The 16,645-nt window shown below is 69.1% G+C and carries 19 protein-coding genes and 1 tRNA gene; 12 read left to right on the forward strand and 8 right to left on the reverse strand.

Going from position 1 to position 16,645, the window contains the following annotated elements:
• Positions 1-291 precede the first annotated feature (291 nt).
• From TCUR_RS02735 to TCUR_RS02745, 3 genes are all read left to right on the forward strand, one after another.
• Positions 292-1,521 carry a helix-turn-helix domain-containing protein gene (locus TCUR_RS02735; protein ID WP_012850937.1) on the forward strand — a complete coding sequence of 410 codons (1,230 nt, stop codon included), beginning with the start codon at positions 292-294 and terminating at the stop codon, positions 1,519-1,521.
• Positions 1,522-1,733: 212 nt separating this feature from the next.
• Complete coding sequence (locus TCUR_RS02740; protein ID WP_245536959.1) at positions 1,734-1,925, forward strand: hypothetical protein; 192 nt, start codon at positions 1,734-1,736, stop codon at positions 1,923-1,925.
• Positions 1,922-2,248: a hypothetical protein gene (locus TCUR_RS02745; protein WP_012850939.1), complete on the forward strand. Its 327-nt coding sequence runs from the start codon at positions 1,922-1,924 to the stop codon at positions 2,246-2,248. Before TCUR_RS02740 ends, TCUR_RS02745 begins: the two co-directional genes overlap by 4 nt.
• Here TCUR_RS02745 and TCUR_RS27400 read toward each other — a convergent pair.
• Together TCUR_RS27400 and TCUR_RS02755 are read right to left on the reverse strand one after the other, a co-directional pair.
• Entirely contained in the window at positions 2,235-2,423 is a 189-nt protein-coding gene (locus TCUR_RS27400; protein WP_012850940.1) for a rubredoxin, read from the reverse strand. The two genes, TCUR_RS02745 and TCUR_RS27400, sit on opposite strands and share 14 nt — an antisense overlap.
• A gap of 21 nt (positions 2,424-2,444) precedes the next feature.
• Positions 2,445-3,635 (reverse strand): alkane 1-monooxygenase, encoded by a 1,191-nt coding sequence (locus TCUR_RS02755; RefSeq protein WP_217265442.1) that lies wholly within the window; start codon positions 3,633-3,635, stop codon positions 2,445-2,447.
• Between the two features lie 160 nt (positions 3,636-3,795).
• Here TCUR_RS02755 and TCUR_RS02760 point away from each other — a divergent pair, with 160 nt between their 5' ends.
• Positions 3,796-4,389 carry a TetR/AcrR family transcriptional regulator gene (locus TCUR_RS02760; RefSeq protein WP_012850942.1) on the forward strand — a complete coding sequence of 198 codons (594 nt, stop codon included), beginning with the start codon at positions 3,796-3,798 and terminating at the stop codon, positions 4,387-4,389.
• 83 nt (positions 4,390-4,472) lie between these two features.
• Positions 4,473-5,357, forward strand: a complete 885-nt coding sequence (locus TCUR_RS02765) for a hypothetical protein (protein ID WP_012850943.1) — start codon at positions 4,473-4,475, stop codon at positions 5,355-5,357.
• A gap of 99 nt (positions 5,358-5,456) precedes the next feature.
• Here the strand turns inward: TCUR_RS02765 and TCUR_RS27405 are convergent, their stop codons facing one another.
• From TCUR_RS27405 to TCUR_RS02775, 4 genes are all read right to left on the reverse strand, one after another.
• Positions 5,457-6,386: an FAD-dependent oxidoreductase gene (locus TCUR_RS27405; RefSeq protein WP_217265443.1), complete on the reverse strand. Its 930-nt coding sequence runs from the start codon at positions 6,384-6,386 to the stop codon at positions 5,457-5,459.
• Positions 6,387-7,031, reverse strand: coding sequence for an NAD(P)/FAD-dependent oxidoreductase (locus TCUR_RS27410; protein ID WP_245536960.1), 645 nt, complete (start codon positions 7,029-7,031; stop codon positions 6,387-6,389).
• A 35-nt stretch (positions 7,032-7,066) separates the two neighbouring features.
• Entirely contained in the window at positions 7,067-7,276 is a 210-nt protein-coding gene (locus tag TCUR_RS27415) for a hypothetical protein (protein ID WP_217265445.1), read from the reverse strand.
• A 128-nt stretch (positions 7,277-7,404) separates the two neighbouring features.
• Complete coding sequence (locus TCUR_RS02775; RefSeq protein WP_012850944.1) at positions 7,405-8,016, reverse strand: TetR/AcrR family transcriptional regulator; 612 nt, start codon at positions 8,014-8,016, stop codon at positions 7,405-7,407.
• Positions 8,017-8,138: 122 nt separating this feature from the next.
• Here TCUR_RS02775 and TCUR_RS02780 point away from each other — a divergent pair, with 122 nt between their 5' ends.
• From TCUR_RS02780 to TCUR_RS26860, 7 genes are all read left to right on the forward strand, one after another.
• Complete coding sequence (locus tag TCUR_RS02780) at positions 8,139-8,699, forward strand: flavin-containing monooxygenase (protein ID WP_012850945.1); 561 nt, start codon at positions 8,139-8,141, stop codon at positions 8,697-8,699.
• A gap of 288 nt (positions 8,700-8,987) precedes the next feature.
• Entirely contained in the window at positions 8,988-12,089 is a 3,102-nt protein-coding gene (locus tag TCUR_RS28245; protein ID WP_083789752.1) for a DUF6531 domain-containing protein, read from the forward strand.
• Positions 12,090-12,111: 22 nt separating this feature from the next.
• Positions 12,112-12,729, forward strand: coding sequence for an RHS repeat-associated core domain-containing protein (locus TCUR_RS26220; RefSeq protein WP_169312982.1), 618 nt, complete (start codon positions 12,112-12,114; stop codon positions 12,727-12,729).
• 278 nt (positions 12,730-13,007) lie between these two features.
• The gene (locus tag TCUR_RS02790) at positions 13,008-13,496 is read left to right on the forward strand and encodes a S1 RNA-binding domain-containing protein (RefSeq protein WP_012850946.1); all 489 of its coding nucleotides are present in this window, start codon (positions 13,008-13,010) and stop codon (positions 13,494-13,496) included.
• Between the two features lie 455 nt (positions 13,497-13,951).
• A complete protein-coding gene (locus TCUR_RS02795) occupies positions 13,952-14,167 on the forward strand; it encodes a hypothetical protein (RefSeq protein WP_012850947.1) in 216 nt (71 codons plus the stop codon).
• Between the two features lie 30 nt (positions 14,168-14,197).
• Positions 14,198-14,464 (forward strand): hypothetical protein, encoded by a 267-nt coding sequence (locus tag TCUR_RS26225; RefSeq protein WP_169312983.1) that lies wholly within the window; start codon positions 14,198-14,200, stop codon positions 14,462-14,464.
• 502 nt (positions 14,465-14,966) lie between these two features.
• Positions 14,967-15,143 carry a hypothetical protein gene (locus tag TCUR_RS26860; RefSeq protein ID WP_169312984.1) on the forward strand — a complete coding sequence of 59 codons (177 nt, stop codon included), beginning with the start codon at positions 14,967-14,969 and terminating at the stop codon, positions 15,141-15,143.
• A gap of 576 nt (positions 15,144-15,719) precedes the next feature.
• Here TCUR_RS26860 and TCUR_RS02800 read toward each other — a convergent pair.
• Positions 15,720-15,795: transfer RNA gene (locus TCUR_RS02800), tRNA-Lys, on the reverse strand.
• 126 nt (positions 15,796-15,921) lie between these two features.
• Positions 15,922-16,404, reverse strand: coding sequence for a C40 family peptidase (locus TCUR_RS02805; protein WP_012850949.1), 483 nt, complete (start codon positions 16,402-16,404; stop codon positions 15,922-15,924).
• Positions 16,405-16,645 lie beyond the last annotated feature (241 nt).

The following is a 16,645-nucleotide window of genomic DNA, read 5'->3' on the forward strand; positions in this document are numbered from 1 at the left end:
CTCACCCGCCTCGGTGGCCTCGCGCAACGCATCAGTGAGCCTGATAACGGGCTCACACCGGGGTGAAGACGACGTGCCGCATGCAGGGCACCGTAAGGAGGGCAGGCGCCCACCCGGCTGGGCACCTGGGTGCCTGACTCACTTGAGCTGCGATTGTGCACAGGCCTGGTGCGGCGGGCGGTAAGGACCGTGCTCCAACCCCTTAGGCCGCCTCCCCGCGAGGCTCTAACACAAGCGAGGTCCCGGCCCTACGGTGGGAAATGCGCGACTCTCACCGAAAGGGCGGGACCTATGCGTGACCGTAGCACCGAACCGGTCGATCCGAACCTGCCGGTCGGCAAACGAATCCAGTACTACCGGACCAAGCGGGGCATGTCCTGCGAAGTGCTTGGCGGGCTGGTCGGCAAGACCGGCCGGTGGGTGCGGGCAGTCGAATCCGGCCGGCTTCAGACGCCCAAGCTGCCGGTCCTGCTGGCGATCGCCGAAGCGCTCAAGATCCGCGACCTCGGGCAGCTCCTCGGCGGGCAACCCATGCCGACCAGCACCTTCCGCGGCCCCGGTCATCCGGCGCTGCCGGCCGTCCGGGACGCGATCAACGCCATCGGCGTACCGGACACCGCCCCGCCCCGCCTTGACCACCTGGCCGCACGGGTGGCCGCCGCATGGCGGGCCCGGCACGCCGCCCCCGACCATCGCACCGTGCTGGGCGGGCTGCTGCCGGAGCTGATCCGCGACGCCCGGCACGCCGCTTACGCCTACGGCGGAGACGACCGCAGACGGGCTCTGGCACTGCTGGCCGAGGTGTACAACCTCACGCAGTTCTTCGTCGCCTACCAGCCCGACAGCGGCCTGCTGTGGCGGGTGGCCGAGCGGGCGCTGCTGACCGCGCAAGAGGCCGAGGAACCCCGGACGATCGGCGGGGCGGTGTGGCTGCTGGCCGAAGCCCACCGGGACGCCGGCGACCTGGATGCGGCCGAACAGGTCATCCGTGACGGCATGGAGCTGCTGCGGCCACGTCTGGAGCAAGGGGGCGATGACCTTCGCGCCATGTGGGGAGCGCTGCACGCCGCCGCCGCGTACACCGCGGCCCGGGCCGGGCAGAAGGGCACGGCGTGGGGCTGGTGGGACCGGGCAGAGGAGATCGCCCGGTCCCTGTCCGCCGACCATTACGACCCGCTCACCTCGTTCTCCCGGGTGGTGATGGGCGCCCACGCCGTCACGCTCGCGGTGGAGCTGCGGCAGAGCGGAGAAAGCCGCCGCCAAGCGGCCCGGCACGCCGCCGCCGCGATCCCCTCCCAGCCCCGCCGCGGCCGTCACCTGGTCGAAGTGGCGCGTGCCTGGCAGACGGCCGGTGACCACGCCGCCGCGGTCGATGCGCTGGCGGACGGGTACGCGACCGCGCCGGAGACGATCCGGTTCAACGGCTACGCCCGGCAGATGATCACCGAGTACGCGGGCAAGCCCGGCCCGCTGCGGGCACCGGCGCGGGACCTGGCCGAACGGGTGGGACTGCTGGTGTGACCTTCAGGTGCCACGAACCATGGCACTCCGTGGCCAATCGGAAGCGGATTGTGTTGTGAGACACAAGCGACCCCGGCCTGCTGGGCGAACAGCGGGGAACTCCCGGACCTGGCCACGAATGGAGGTCGTGGTTGAGTACGACGGTACCCCACACCAGATCACCAGCCCATGCCCCTGAGCCCACCGCCGCAGACGCATGTGGCCCGGATGTGTTGGCTGATCTGCAGCGTCAGATCGGCAGGCAGTGGCTGGTCTGGTACGGGCACCACACCCGCCATTGGTGGGCGATGCCCCGCCCGCCCTACCCCTGGTTCGGGCTGGTCGAAGGCCGCACCCCGGCTGATCTGCCGGCCCGGGTCCGCGAGGTCCAGGCCTACTACGGGCCCAGCCGGGGGATGCGATGACGGCTTCTCTCGACGGGCTTGAGCTGTTTCCGTGGGAAGTCCGCGGCGAGGACGGGGAGATCCACGAAAGCGGAGTGTCGGGCGACTGGGCGGCGGCGTCCCGGGCGGCGATCCGGGCACTGGAGACCCGGCCGGCGGGCTGGACGGCTTGCGTCTGGTCGGCCCGCCTCAATCCCCTGGAGTACGACTACCGGAAAGTGATCGGCCGGGGGAGCGGCAAGCAGGCTCGGCCGGGGTCATCTGGAGGACCGGCCGGGGCGGCGGCCCGGTTCCCGACTCGCCGGGCCGCCGCCCCGCAACGTCGCGGGATCAGGCGCGGGTGATCTCGACCATCTCAAAGTCGGACTTGGCCATCTGGCAGTCCGGGCAGCACCAGTCGTCGGGGATGTCCTCCCAGCGGGTGCCGGGCGGGATGCCCTCCTCCGGCCATCCTTCGGCCTCGTCGTAGATCCAACCGCACCCCAGGCACTGCCAGGTCCGGTAGGGCTGCTCGCTCATAGGGGGACCTCTTTCGTTCGATCAGCGGGCGGCGGCGGCGCCGTAGCGGGCCATGAGCTTCTCGCGCTTGGCCGGGTGGACGTTGCAGCGGGTGATGTCGCCGTCGTAGTGCTCCAGCAGCCGCTTGTCCATGACGCGGAACCACCACGGCGGCACCAGGGCCCGCAGGATCATCGTGGCGTAGCCGGCCGGCAGCTGCGGGGCCTCGGGGAAGTGCCGCAGCATCTGGTAGCGGCGGCCGGGGTTGGCGTGGTGGTCGGAGTGCCGCTGCAGGTTGTACAGCAGCACGTTGGAGGCCACCCGGTTGCTGTTCCAGCTGTGGGCGGGGGTGGTGCGCTCGTACCGCCCGCTGGGGAGCTTCTGCCGCAGCAGCCCGTAGTGCTCCAGGTAGTTGACGACCTCCAGCATCATGAAGCCGAGGACCGCCTGCAGGATCAGGTAGGGCAGCAGCTCGATGCCGAAGGCCAGGCACAGGGCGCCGAACAGCGCGGCCGTCGCCAGCCAGCCCTGGATCATGTCGTTGCGCAGGCTGATCGGGCCCTTGCCCTGGCGGGCCAGCCGCTTCTTCTCCAGCTGCCAGCAGGAGCGCAGGCCGCCGAAGACGGTGCGGGGCAGGAACCGGTAGAACGACTCGCCCATCCGGGCGCTGGCCGGGTCCTCGGGAGTGGCCACCCGGACGTGGTGGCCGCGGTTGTGCTCGGCGACGAAGTGGCCGTAGCCGGTCTGCGCCAAGGTGACCTTGGCCAGGAAGACCTCGACCTTCTCCTTGCGGTGCCCCATCTCGTGGGCGGCGGCGATGGCGATGCCGCCCACCGCGCCGATGGTGGTGGCGAACCCGATCCGGTCGATCACCGACATCGAGTCGCGGACCAGGATCGCGCAGCCGACGATCAGTGAGGCGTACTGGATCGGGATGTACAGGAGGTTGGCCCACATGTAGAAGCGGTCGTTCTCCAGCCGCTTCATCGCGCTCTCGGGCGGGTTGGTGGGGTCCTCACCGAAGAACCAGTCGAAGAACGGGAAGATCACGAAGATCGCTATCAGCCCGAACCACCAGAACAAATCCAGCCCGGTGAGGTTGACCAGCCCCCACGCCCCGAAGGGGATCGCCGGGACCAGCAGGCCGAGCAGCCACAGGTACCGCTTGGGGTCCTTCCATTCGCCGTCGGCAGCGCCGGAACCGCGCACCTCGACGTCGGCGGCCACCGTCATGACCATCACCTGCCTTACAGGTTTGAAATTTCTGTCCAGAAACTAGACATCTGCCTAAAAAGTGTCAATTGTGACCCTGGTCACAACGGTGGGCTGTAAGCAGGCGGTCTTCGCTCGTCACCAGGGACGTGATCGGCCGGGCGTCTACGATGGCCGTGAGATGACGCGCTACCGAGAATCGGTCCGATCGCTGCTCCGCGAGCGCCTGCTGGACGCCGCCTATGAACTGGTGGCCGCCGACGGGTGGGACAAGATGCGGATGACGCGTCTGGCCATCGCCGCGGGGGTGAGCCGGCAGACCGTCTACACCGAGTTCGGCAGCCGGGAGGCGATCGGCGAGGCGCTGATCATGCGCGAGGTGGAGCGCTTCCTGGTGGGCATCCAGGAACAACTGGACGCCAACACCGCCGACCTGCGCGCCGCGATCACCGCCGGAGTGCGCTTCACCCTCCAGCAGGCCGCGGACAACCCCCTGATCAAAAGCGTCCTCACCAACGCCCGAAGCGGCAACGAGGGCCTGCTGGCACTGCTCACGGTCCGCTCCGACCAGCTGCTGAACGCGGCGCAGACCATGCTCGACGCCTACGTGGCCGACGTCTGGCCGGAGATGGACCCCGCCTCCCGCAGCCTGGCCATCGAAGCGGTCGTCCGGATCACCCTCAGCCACATCGTCCAGCCCGGCGGCTCAGCCGAGGAGACCGCCCGCCGCACCGCCGAGATCGTCATGCGGGTGGCCCAGATATCCGACGACTGACCACCCGCGTCCGGGAGGTTCTCACCCGGGCGGGGTCCGGTGCCCACGGGACGTCCGCAGGCCCGTGGGTATGTGCAGAGATCATGACCGAAGTGGATTTGTCCGCGGCCGCGTCCTTCATGGCCGCGCACGCGCGCATCCTGGACCGCCGCCGCTTCCAGTTGATCACCGGGGAGGGCGACCCGTCCGCCGTCCTGGCCGCCCTCGACGGCTACCGCAATCCCGACGGCGGCTACGGCTGGGGACTGGAACCCGATCTGCGCTCCCCCGAAAGCCAGCCCGCCGGCGCCCTGCACGCCCTGGAGGTCTACGCCGACGCGGCCCCCGCCAAGTCCCCGCATTCGGCGGCCCTGTGCGACTGGCTGGAAGCGGTCTCGCTGCCGGACGGCGGCCTGCCCTTCGCCCTGCCGGTCACCGACCCCGCAGGCTGCGCCCCCTGGTGGGTGCGGGCCGACCCGGCGACGTCCTCGCTGCACATCACCGCCGCCGTCGCGGGCATGGCCCACCGGGTGGCCGCCACCGACCCGGCCGTGGCCGAGCACCCCTGGCTCGCCCGCGCCACGGACTACTGCCTGCGGGCCATCGACGCCATCGACACCGCCCCGCCGGCCTTGGAGCTGATGTACGCCCTGCAGTTCCTGGACGCCGTCCACGACACCCGCCCCGAGGCCCCGCCCCTGCTGACCCGCCTGGGCGCCTACCTTCCCGCCGATGGAATCCTGCACGTCGAGGGCGGCACCGAGAACGAAGCGCTGCGGCCCCTGGACTTCGCCCCCCTGCCCGGACGTCCCGTCCGGGCACTGTTTCCCGCCGAGGTCGTGGCCGGGGAGCTGCGCCGGCTGGCCGCCGCCCAGCAAGGCGACGGCGGCTGGCCGGTCGAGTACACGGTCTTCTCCCCGGCCTCCGGTCTCGAATGGCGCGGCTACCTCACCGTCCGCGCCCTATGGCTGCTCAGCCGCAACCGCTGAACGCAGCAGGGCGTCGTGGCGGCTGTGGGTGCTGTCACCGCGCTGCTCGCGGACCATGCGGCGGCCAGGGCGGTGCGCTGCCCGTACAGGAAGGGGCGGTCAGCGGGGGACGTGCGGGTCCCAGATGTCGAAGACATTGGGCTTGCCCGCGGCGAAGCGGGCGTCGTCATCGTCGTGGAGGGGCTTGAAGACATTGGGCTTCCACGGCTTGTACAGCTTGGCCGGGGGCTCGGAGACCCCGGAGGCCTCCAGGACGGCGTTGGCGGCCTTGCGTCCGGCCTCGTTGGCGCCCTCCATGGTGGCCAAGTTGATGTCGGCCTTCACGTAGTCGGAGGCCAGGAACAGGTTGGGCACCTTGGTGGCCGCCTCGGGCCGCAGGTACCAGGAGCCGGGCTTGTTGATCAGCAGCGGCTCGTCGTTGGCGACGTGCGGGGTGCCGTTGCCGGTGATGGCCGGGTCGAGGAAATAGGAGTGGATGTTGGAGTCGGTCAGCCGGAGCCGGCCGAACGGGATGGCCCGGCGCAGCTGCTCGACCACCTCGTTGAAGATCTCCTCGGTGGTGCAGTCGCGGGCGGGCTTGCGGTAGATGACGCCGGGCACGTCCCAGGCGGAGATGTCGATGGACAGGCAGTCGTTGACGTTGCCGTCGCCGTAGGTGGTGCCGAACTTCTCCTTCCAGAACTGGGCCTGGCTGGTGGAGGTCAGCGCCCACGGCTGGGCCGCGTAGGCGACGTGGCCCTTGGCCAGGTCGATGGGCTTCTTCAGGTAGATCATCAGCCCGTTCATCCAGTCCACCGACAGCTCCCGCAGGGTGCGCAGGCTCGGGTCGATGGCCAGGATGTCGTCGTTGAGCAGCGGGACGGCGCGTTCCAGCGGCACCGCCAGCACGTGGTGGTCGGCCTGTACGGTCTCGGTGCTGCCGTCGGCCCGGGTGATCTGGGCGTCGCTGATCTTCCCGCCGGCGACGTTGAGACGGGTCAGCGTGGCGTTGATCTCGAACTTGACGCCCAGGGAGCGCAGGTAGGCCACCTAAGGGTCGATGAGCGCCTCGTTGGTGGGGCCGTTCAGCAGCCGGTCGGGCGCCTCGTAGCCGCCCAGGCCCAGGGTGCTGTAGACCCATGCCTCGGCCATCAGCCCCATGGTGTGGGCGTTGGCCTTGTCGGCCTTGGCCGCCACCAGGGCGGTGGTGAACATGTCGACGAGGAACTCCTTGTACCCCTTCGACTTGCCCTCGGTCTTGACGAAGTCGTAGAAGCTCATGTGCTCCCACTGCTTGAGCCGGCGCTGCGGCCCGCCGGCGACGAAGGCGATCATCTTCTGCAGGAAGAACGCCGCCTCATGCGCCGGGATGAAGGTGATGACCGAGACCGCCGAGCGCAGGAACTGCAGGGATTCGGGGCTGAGGGTGCCGATGATGCTGCCGTGCGCCGGGATCGGGATCTTGATGCCGTTGTAGAAGGCCACGACCTCCTTGCCGGCCACGAAGTTGTCGTAGGCGGTCCCGCCGCCGGGCAGCGGGATGCGCTTCATGGTGTCGGGGATGTTCTGGTAGAAGCCCGGGAAGAAGCGGAAACCGTGCTCGGCGGGCAGGTCCTTGCGGCCGCCGGAGCCGGTGCCGGGGGCGGGGAAGCTGCGGCATTTGCCGCCCCAGGCCTTGCGTTCGTAGATGGTCACCGCAAAGCCGCGCTCGGCCAGCTCGTGGGCGACGGTCAGACCGTCATCCCACCGCCGAACACCGCCACGCGGTGGCCTGCGGCGGTCTTGCACCGGGAGCGGGCCAGGGCCGGGGCGGCCTGCCCGATGCCCAGGGCACCGGCCGCGGTGAGGGCACCGGCGGCGGCCAGCGTGCCGGTGACGAACTTGCGGCGGCCGATCTCGCCCGTGCCTTCGGTCGATCCGTTCGGGGTGTGGTCGTCCACAGCACACTCCTCACAGGGGGCGGATAACCGACACTGATGTCGGTTATGGAAGGGTGCGCCCCACTATGAAGAAGCCGCCGCGGCGCGTCAAGCCCCGCGGCGGCCGCCGAAGCCGAGCAGAGGCGGACCTAGCGGACGTTGCCCAGCCCGGTCCACAACAGTCGCATCGCGCCCTCCACCAGCATCGATCTGGGCATCTCCGGGTGGCGCTCCCACCACTGCGCCACCCCGTCCAGACCGGCGATGAGGAGTTCCACCATCGCCTCGGCGATCGGCTCTTTGGGGTCCACGCCGACTGCGCGCATGTCGTTGGCCAGCAGCGCCGTGACCACCTGTGCGTGCGATTCGCGGATGCCGCGCCGGACGGTGCTGATCTCCGGATCGGCCTCGTCCGCCTGGCCGAACAGCAGCTTGCGAGCCTCTGGACGGCTTTGCGCGAAGCTGAAGAACGCATCGATCGTCGAGCGCATCCGCTCTTCGGGGGTGCCTGAGCCGGTGATGCGGGCGCCCACGTACTCCATCAGCGCCGCGTTCTGCTCCTGCATGACCGCCAGCAGCAGCACCCGCTTGGAGGGGAAGTGGTCATACAGCACCGTCCGCGCCACCCCGGCCACTTTGGCGATCTCCCCCAGCGAGGCGGCGTGGTAGCCCTTGCCGGCGAAGACCTTCAGCGCCGCCTCGATGATCGTCGCCCGGCGGGCCGGCGCGCGCAGCCGCGACTTGGACGCGGTTTCCCCCATGCTCTTGACTCCCTCTCTCCGTTGAGTCCACCCTAACCGACACATCTGTCGGTTAAGACACGTCCCGCCGGGGGCGGCACGACCCGGCGCCGGGTTGTGCGTGGACGCCGAGGGAGCCGCACATGAGGCGCAGGAACTTGTCGATCGCCATCGTCGGAGCCGGGTTCAGCGGCATCTGCCTGGCCATCGGCCTGAAGAAAGCGGGCTTCGCCGACTTCGTCATCTTCGACCGGGGGAATGGCCCCGGCGGGGTCTGGCGCGACAACACCTACCCGGGCGCCGCCTGTGACGCCCCCTCCCACCTGTACTCCTTCTCCTTCGAACCCAACCCCGACTGGTCGCGCCGCTTCGCCGAGCAGCCCGAGATCCTGGACTACCTGCGGCACTGCGTCACCAAGTACGTGCTGACGCCGCACCTGCGGCTGCGCACCGGGGACGGCGAGACCGGCGAGTACGGCCTACTGGTCGCCGCCTGCGGACAGCTCAGCAACCCCGCGGTGCCCGAGCTGCCCGGCATGGACGCCTTCACCGGCACCATGTTCCACTCGTCCCGCAGATCCGCGCCGACTCACCAAAGGCACTCGGTCGGCTGCCGGGAGCGACGCGGGGCGGCGCCGCTTCGCCCGGCCGGGTGTGCGGGAGCCCGCACCATTAGGGACGGTACATCGCCGCATTGGTGGTGACCGAAAAGACACTCCCGGTGCCTGCCGTGCCGGCCTTCTCGCCGCCGAATTGCAGCGCCGCGGCTACCCGCTTGACTGCACCCCGGCCGCTGGCTTGGCCCTGAGGCCGGGGATCGGGAGCAGGTGGAACCCAGGGGCCGGTCGGTGCGCTAGAGCGCACGTCCCAGCGAGGCGTCGAAATGTCCCCGCTGAACAGCGTTTTCCGGTAAGTTCTTCCCTCTGTCAATAAATGTCCACTATTTGTGTCGGCTGGTACTTGTATGCCGGGCACTCGAGTGAGTCTTCACCATGGGTAAGCCGAGAGGACCCCGCTTTAGCGGCAGGCGGGATGGCAGAAGAGGCGGCAGGGAAGGCGGCCCGGGAAGCACCCTCTTTGAGAAGGCCGCAGGCGAGCTGTTTTCGACCCCCAGGCGCAGCGGAAACGGCGGCGGGCCCTCCCTCCCGCCTCCCGGATCTCGGCCCAAGCCGACCGGACGCCCCCCGGGGACCCCGCGCCGGGGAGGCTCCCCGCAGTCGCAAGCGCGCCCCATCGACCGGACCCCCAAGGGCGGGGACCCGATCAGCATCGTCACCGGCGACGTACTGCTGGCGCAGCGGGACGTGGCCTGGCCGGCGGTGCTGCCGCTGGTCCTGGAACGGGCACACGTGTCGTCCTACCGGGCGGGGCGCTGGTTCGGCCTCTCCTGGGCGTCCACCCTGGACCAGGCGCTGGAGATCGACAGCCAAGGGGTGCACTTCCTCGGCGCCGGCGCGACTGTCTGCAGCTATCCGCACATTCAGGCTCCAGACGCGGCGGCCATGCCGAGCGCCGGCCCCCGGCACCCGCTCACCCTGACCCCGGACGGCGGCTACCGCCTCACCGATCCCCGCTCGGGCCGTACGCTGCACTTCCCACCGCCCAGTGAGGAGACCGGCTGGTCGCGGCTCCCCCTGACGGCCATCACCGACCGCAACGGCAACCGCATCGACCTGATCTACCGGGACCGTCTCCTCGCGGAAGTCCGCCACTCGGCCGGTTACCGGATCCTCATCGACACCGCCCCCGTGGGGCGGCACGGCCATCGCATCACCGCGCTGCGCGCCGCCGACGGCACCACCCTGGTCCGCTTCGGGTACGACCCGGACTCCGGCGACCTGACCGAGGTGACCGACTCCTCCGGCATCCCCCAGCGCTTCTCCTACGACGCCGAACACCGCCTGACCGGCTGGATCGACCGCAACGGCCACTGGTACCGCTACACCTACGACGAGCAGGGACGGGCCGTCCGCGGTGAGGGCTCCCAAGGCAGGCTGAACGCCGTCTTCTCCTACGACGTCGGCAACCGCCGCACCGTGGTCACCGACGCACTCGGCCACAGCACCGTCTACCGCTACAACGAGCGCGACCAGATCGTCGAGGAGACCGACCCGCTGGGCGCGGTGACCCGTTTCGAATGGGACGAGTACGACCGGCTGCTGTCGCGCACCGACCCGCTCGGCCACACCACCCGCTTCCGCTACGACGACCGCGGCAACCTCCTCCAGGTGCGCTACGCCGACGGGACGGTGTCGGCCGCCGAGTACAACGAGCTGAACTTGCCGACGCGCATCGTCCAGCCCGACGGTGCGGTCTGGCGGATGGAATACGACGACCGCGGCAATCTGACCCGCCAGACCGATCCCACCGGGGCGGTCACCGCGTTCACCTACGACGACCGCGGCGGGCTGCTCTCAGTCACCGACCCCCTGGGCCACACCAGCCGGGCCGAGCTCAACGCCGCTGGCCTGCCGCTGACGATCACCGACGCCCAGGGCGGCATTTCCCACCGGTCCTATGACGCGATGGGACGCCTTGTCCGCTACACCGACCCCACGGGAGCGGTCACCGCGCTCTCCTGGACGGTCGAAGGCCGCCTGACCTCACGGACGCTGCCTGACGGCACCGTCGAGCACTGGCGCTACGACGGGGAGGGCAACCTGGTCGAGCACACCGACCGGCTCGGCCAGACCACCCGCACCGAGTACGGCCCACTGGACCTGCCCGCCGCGGTGGTCCGCCCGGACGGCTCTCGCCTGACTTTTGAGTACGACGGTGAGCTGCGCCTGACCACCGTCACCACTGACACCGGGCTGACCTGGCGCTACACCTACAACGCGGCCGGCCATCTGGTCGGCGAGACCGACTTCAACGGCCGCAGCATCGCCTACACCACCGACGCCGCCGGACGGCTGATCGCCCGCACCAACGGCGCCGGTCAAACGGTCGGCTACGTCCGCGACCCCTTCGGGAATGTCGTGGAAAAGACCGCCGACGGCCGCACCACCACGTTCGCCTACGACGCGATGGGCCGGTTGGTCCGCGCCTTCGGCTCCGGCATCGAGCTGAAGATCCACCGCGACCTGCGGGGCCGGGTCCTCGCCGAGACCTGGAACGGGGCCACCACCGCCTACACCCGCGACGCCGTGGGCCGCGTCATCGCCCGGCGCACTCCCTCGGGAGCCCAGACGGCCTGGTCCTACACCCCCACCGGCCTGCCCGCTGTGCTGCGGACGGGCGATCACACCCTCACGTTCGCCTACGACGCCGTCGGCCGGGAGACCCAGCGCGTCATCGACGCCGCCGTCGTCCTCGCCCAGCAGTGGGACGTCGTCGGTCGCCTGACCGGCCAGACACTGTGGGGCGCCCCCGCCCCCGGCACCGACCGGGCGCGCTTGCTGCAGCACCGCACCTATGCCTACCGCCCTGACGGCAACTTGACAGGTGTCACCGACCGCCTCGTCGGCGACCGCGTCTACAGCCTGGACGCCAGAGGTCGCATCGCCGCGGTCACCGCCCATGGCTGGAGCGAACGCTACGCCTACGACGACATGGGCAATCTCACCCATGTCGCCGGCTCGGCCGCCGTCCCCGACCAACAGCCGGAGACGGGAGCGCGCGAGTACACCGGCACTCTCGTCCGTACGGCCGGCCGCACCCGCTACGAGCACGACGCCCAGGGCCGCGTCGTGCTCCGCGAGCAGGTCACATTGTCGGGCAAACGCCGCCGCTGGCGTTTTCACTGGGACGCCGACGACCGTCTCAGCGCCGTGGACGTCCCCGACGGCTCCCGCTGGTACTACCACTACGACCCGCTCGGCCGCCGCGTCGCCAAACAACAGCTCACCGCCGACGGCACCACCGTCCTGCAGTCCTACACCTACGTCTGGGACGGCACCCGCCTGGCCGAGCAGACCCACCGCGTCCACGACCCCCGCCGTCCCACCGTCCAGGCCACCACCTGGACCTACGAGCCCGACTCCCACAGGCCCGTCACCCAGACGGAGCGCATTCCCGCGGCCACCGCCTCCCAGGAGTGGATCGACCGCCAGTTCTACGCCATCGTCACCGACCTCGTCGGCACCCCCCACTGAGCTGGTCGCCTCCGACGGCACCGTGGTCCCCACCCCCGCCACTCCGTGGGGCACGGCCCTGACCCGGCACCCCTGCTCGCTCCGCCTGCCCGGCCAGTACTACGACCCGGAGACCGGCCTCCATTACAACTACCTTCGTTACTACGACCCCGTCACAGCCGGTTATCTCTCTCCCGACCCCCTGGGACTCACTCCCCAGCCCAATCCGCACGCTTACGTCCTCAATCCCACGACCTGGTACGACCCGCTGGGGCTCACTCCGCACGACTACGGCTTGAATGAGCCCATCAGGCTCTACCGGGCCCCGCAGAGAGCGAATCAAGAAAGAGAGAGGTACGGACCCGATCCCCGCAACCATATGGGTGGTGATGGGCATGCGTACTTCGGAGGACAACCAGAGGTCGCGCGACAATATGCCGGCAACGGGGGGCGCGCGGACGGCTTTTATGAATATGAGATGAAGCCGGGATTTTTGGAGGAGTTTCCACCAGGAAAATATATGCGCGTGCATGATGGCAAGGAGGGGCAGACCGAGTGGTTCATTCCATGGCATGAGATTGAGAAGTTCAATTCCTATATCAATAGGAGTAGGTGGCACGACAGCGTTGGGGAATGGTCTCTTCCGAGAGAAGAGTGGTGATGTTTCAGTGACTTGTTCCTGGTGGTGGGGCGAATGCTTAGCGCTCTGCGGATGAGTTGTGAGTCGGAGTGGTGCGAGGCATGACATCGCCAGTGCCTTTGTTTTCAGAAATTTGGGGTTCACGCTGGAATATTTGCCCCGTGTGCTCCGGTCACGGGGAATGAACTCTGATGTCGTGCTGTCTTGTTCGGCTTCAAGGAGGGGCGCTGTTCGCGATCGCCGTTTTCGATGTTCCGCTCGCCGACATGAGTTCAAGGTTTTTCGGAAGGAGAGATTTCATGGCCGATTTGGAGCGTCTGAAGTCTTACAGGGCGGGCATGATCGTCACCGGCAGGGTGAGATCCCTGGAGCGCTTCGGTGCCTTCGTGGATCTCGGAGGCGTCGAGGGGCTGCTCAAAACCCACAATATTTCCTGGCGTCCCATCGAATATCCCTCCGATGTGCTTTCCGTTGGGAAAGAGGTGACGGTCAAGATCCTCGATGTGGATCTCCAGCGAGGACAAATCTCGCTCTCCTTGAAGGATCTGCAACCCGACCCCATGATACCGCTCAAGGAAAAGGTTGGTTCCGTGGTGACCGGAAAGGTCGTCAAGATAGTTCCGTTCGGTATTTTTGTGCAGATCGAAGAGGGGCAGCTTGGTCTGCTCATGAATTCGGAGTTCACCGGCCCGGGAGCGCCTCCTCGTCCCGAGATCGGGGAGGAGATCCAGGTGAGAATAGCCGATGTCGATCTTGATTCGCGGCGTATCAGGCTCTCCCTGCCATGACCCCTTTCCCGGCACTTTCCCCGGCCCCCGGTGCGAGGCGGTGCGCTCACAACCGAGCGGCATGGACAACCGACGATCCCGAAGATCTACGCGTGACCTCGGGCATCGCCCCGACTGCAAGGCCTCCGCATGCCACCTGCGAAGATGGCGTGTTGGAAAAGATTCATCGTCGCCCTGGCCTGAGCGCTGGAAGTCTCGGCGGCCGATCTGCTCGGGGGGCCGGCCCCGGCAACGGGAGTTCGGCGATGTGGTCAACCTGCGGAAGCTCTGCTGGAGTCCGGTGGGCGATCCGGCGGATGTGCCCGGCTCGGCCGCTGGACACCTTGGCGGACCCGGCGGCCGGACCGATCGCGCACGTCGGCGGGCCGCTGACCATGCGGCTCTGACGACGGTGTCGCCGGGGCGCTGGCCGAACCCCAGGTGCACGCCGCCACCGGAGACAGCGAGCCAAGGCGTTGCGGCTGCTGATCGGTCTGCTGACCTGGGCGACGTTCACCCTGCGGCACCTGGAGCGGACCGCCGCGGAGCGGGCCATGCAAGCGGCCCGTACCCGCAATGACCCGGTGATGGGCGGCGCGGCGACGTTCGCTCGCGCCCACTGCCGGCCGTCCGCGGCGCTGCCGCGGACGCTGCGAGGCGCGGCCGCAGCGGCGGACTGCTTGGAATCGTGACTGAGAGCCGAAGAGCGGTACGGCTTCGAAATGCCGGGGATGCTGTGGCTGGGCGAGGCTGAAAGCGCAGATCGCGGCGACCATGCCCGCGCCGCCGATCAGGCGGACGTCCGGACGCCTTTTAACGGTTCGGACCCGGCAATGGGCACGTGGCGGGCGATGCTCGCGGTCGAGGCCGGTGACCCGGAGCGGACGTTGCAGGGCGCCGCGAAGGCCGATCCGGCCCGGATCGTCAGCCGAGGCCACCGAGCCGCATCGGCGATCGAGCCGGCTCGTGTGGGTCATGCTGGGCGATGAGAACGGCGCAGCAGGGGAACCTGTGCCGGACCGAGCGGCTCGAGGCGGCCCGCGCCCACACAAAACGCCCTCGTGCGGGAACCGGTGGCCGACCTGTTCGACGAGGCGCTCAGGTGCGACCTGCGCGGACTGACGTGGCGCATGAACCTGATCTGAAGTGGGTTTCCGCGCGGAAACACCGCTCCCGCCATCGGCGCCTATCGCGCCCAGAACGAGCGGCCCTGGACGATGCCGTGCCCCTCGTGTCCAGGCCTAGGCCCGGACGTGGGGGTCCGAACCTTCACAACGAACGCATTCCAATTCAGAACACCAGCCCATCTTCCGGCCCATACCGCCGTCCCCACTGCCGTGGATGCGTTCGGCCTGGACGCCCTGGCTGATCTGCAACGGCGGAGTGGCACTCAGTGGATCCTCGGCACGGTCGGCGCACTCTTTGGTATGCCGTGTCCTGCACGGCGATGAAGGCGGCGTTCACGTCTACTGCTGGCAGAATGAGCAGAACGTGCCGGGAATCCCGGCCTACCGGGGAAAGATCGATGTTCCCTCGGGGGTGCTCACTCTCGGTGACGCGGTGGGCGAGCGGACGGTGCGGGCGGACGTGGGCGCCGGTACGCACGATGTGGCGGTCTATATCGACCGGCCGGCCGAGGCCACGCGGGTGGACGTCGTCTTGAGCTGAGGTTTTCTCAACGAAAGTCGCCGCCGGGTGTCGCCCGGCAAGCAGGACGGCTTGGACGAGGGTGCCGATCCGGCCGGGACTCCAGGCGCTTGTTGCAGGGCGCGCCGGCGTCGTTCGAGGCGTGCGGCGGCGCGGGATGCGGATACCGGCGCCCCATCGCAGAAGATGAGCATCCCCAGTGGCCCTGTGACTCGCCGCTTCGGCCCGGCGATGGACCGGCACGTGGTGCGAAGCGAACGCCTCAGGAGGCCGCGGCCACGGTGGCACGAGGAGTGGTCGTGCCTCGAAGATCGGTGTGAAAGCAGCCGCCCAAGGGGAACGGTGAGCGCGTGGGAGTCGCTGCCGTCTCCGGGCTGTGGCGGGGCGCGGGATGAGCCGTGCTTCCGTGTGACCGCTCAGAGGCGGGCGCTTGCTGTGCGCAGCGGTGAAACAGGGAGCGCTCAACCGCCGGCCGGGCGAGCGCGATGAGGCGCCGTGGAACCGGCGAGCCGCCCTGCGCGGCGGGAGGGCTGTCAGGCGACCTGATGGGAGGTAAGCCTGCGGCCCGGCGGGAGGCCCGAGAGGCGGCCGGTGGGTTGGTGGGTCGCGTGGGACTCGAACCCACAACCTACGGATTAAAAGTCCGGAGCTCTGCCAATTGAGCTAGCGACCCGCAGCCAAGGGTACCGAGACTGCGCGGAGGTTCGCACCAGGGTATTCGGCGGGCGGCGGTGCCGTGGGCGGGCGGGGTCGCACCCACGGCACCGCCGGGGGAGGCGCCGTCGCCGGGAGGAGGGGACTACAGGCCCGGGCGGACGGCGCCGTTGAAGTGCCGCTTGTAGTAGGTGCTCAGCTTCACCTTCTGGACGCGCTTGCCGGAGCTGGGGGCGTGGATCATGTAGCCCTTGCCCACGTAAATGCCCATGTGGCTGCGGCCGCTGTAGAAGAAGACCAGGTCGCCCTTGCGCAGCTTGCTGTAGCGGACCTTGCGCTTGACGTGCGCGTAGATCTGGTAGGTGGTCCGCGGCAGCTTCACGCCGGCCTTGCGCCAGGCGCCGCCGGCCAGGCCGGAGCAGTCCCAGGCGTTGGGACCGGTGGCGCCGTAGCGGTAGGGGTCGCCGATCTGGGCGTAGGCGAACTTGACCGCCTTGGCGGCGCGCTTGCGCTGCTTTTTGATCTTGCTCGCCTTCTTCGCGGCGGCCGCCTTGGCCGAGGCGGCGGGCGCCTGTGCGGCCGCCGGAGCGGCGGGGAGGGCGGCGGCCTCAGCGGGGACGGCCGTCACCAGGACGGCGGTGGTGCTCAGGGCGATTCCGCCCAGCGTGCAGCGAACAATACGGGGGGTATACAGGACGACTCCTGACCTCGCGGGTGGGTGCCTACCGGGCAGCCGAAAGCGCCGGACGGAAATGGCCGTCCGTGGCTTGGCTGAAATGGCTTTCCCTGAAACCGCGTCGCTGCGGCGGGCTTTCCCGGCTCCGTGCCTCCGGTCTGCACGGATGCGGCGGTCCGGCGATGACGGCCGA

The sequence above is a fragment of the Thermomonospora curvata DSM 43183 genome, assembly GCF_000024385.1.
GTDB classification, from domain to species: Bacteria; Actinomycetota; Actinomycetes; order Streptosporangiales; family Streptosporangiaceae; genus Thermomonospora; species Thermomonospora curvata.

What these genes read in the sequence shown, in the direction of transcription:
- TCUR_RS02735 (WP_012850937.1), top strand. Translation starts at nt 292, where the DNA reads ATGCGTGACCGTAGCACCGAACCGGTCGATCCGAACCTGCCGGTCGGC.
- TCUR_RS02745 (WP_012850939.1), top strand. Translation starts at nt 1,922, where the DNA reads ATGACGGCTTCTCTCGACGGGCTTGAGCTGTTTCCGTGGGAAGTCCGC.
- TCUR_RS27400 (WP_012850940.1), bottom strand. Translation starts at nt 2,423, where the DNA reads ATGAGCGAGCAGCCCTACCGGACCTGGCAGTGCCTGGGGTGCGGTTGG.
- TCUR_RS02755 (WP_217265442.1), bottom strand. Translation starts at nt 3,635, where the DNA reads ATGACGGTGGCCGCCGACGTCGAGGTGCGCGGTTCCGGCGCTGCCGAC.
- TCUR_RS02760 (WP_012850942.1), top strand. Translation starts at nt 3,796, where the DNA reads ATGACGCGCTACCGAGAATCGGTCCGATCGCTGCTCCGCGAGCGCCTG.
- TCUR_RS02765 (WP_012850943.1), top strand. Translation starts at nt 4,473, where the DNA reads ATGACCGAAGTGGATTTGTCCGCGGCCGCGTCCTTCATGGCCGCGCAC.
- TCUR_RS02775 (WP_012850944.1), bottom strand. Translation starts at nt 8,016, where the DNA reads ATGGGGGAAACCGCGTCCAAGTCGCGGCTGCGCGCGCCGGCCCGCCGG.
- TCUR_RS02780 (WP_012850945.1), top strand. Translation starts at nt 8,139, where the DNA reads ATGAGGCGCAGGAACTTGTCGATCGCCATCGTCGGAGCCGGGTTCAGC.
- TCUR_RS28245 (WP_083789752.1), top strand. Translation starts at nt 8,988, where the DNA reads ATGGGTAAGCCGAGAGGACCCCGCTTTAGCGGCAGGCGGGATGGCAGA.
- TCUR_RS02790 (WP_012850946.1), top strand. Translation starts at nt 13,008, where the DNA reads ATGGCCGATTTGGAGCGTCTGAAGTCTTACAGGGCGGGCATGATCGTC.
- TCUR_RS26225 (WP_169312983.1), top strand. Translation starts at nt 14,198, where the DNA reads ATGCCGGGGATGCTGTGGCTGGGCGAGGCTGAAAGCGCAGATCGCGGC.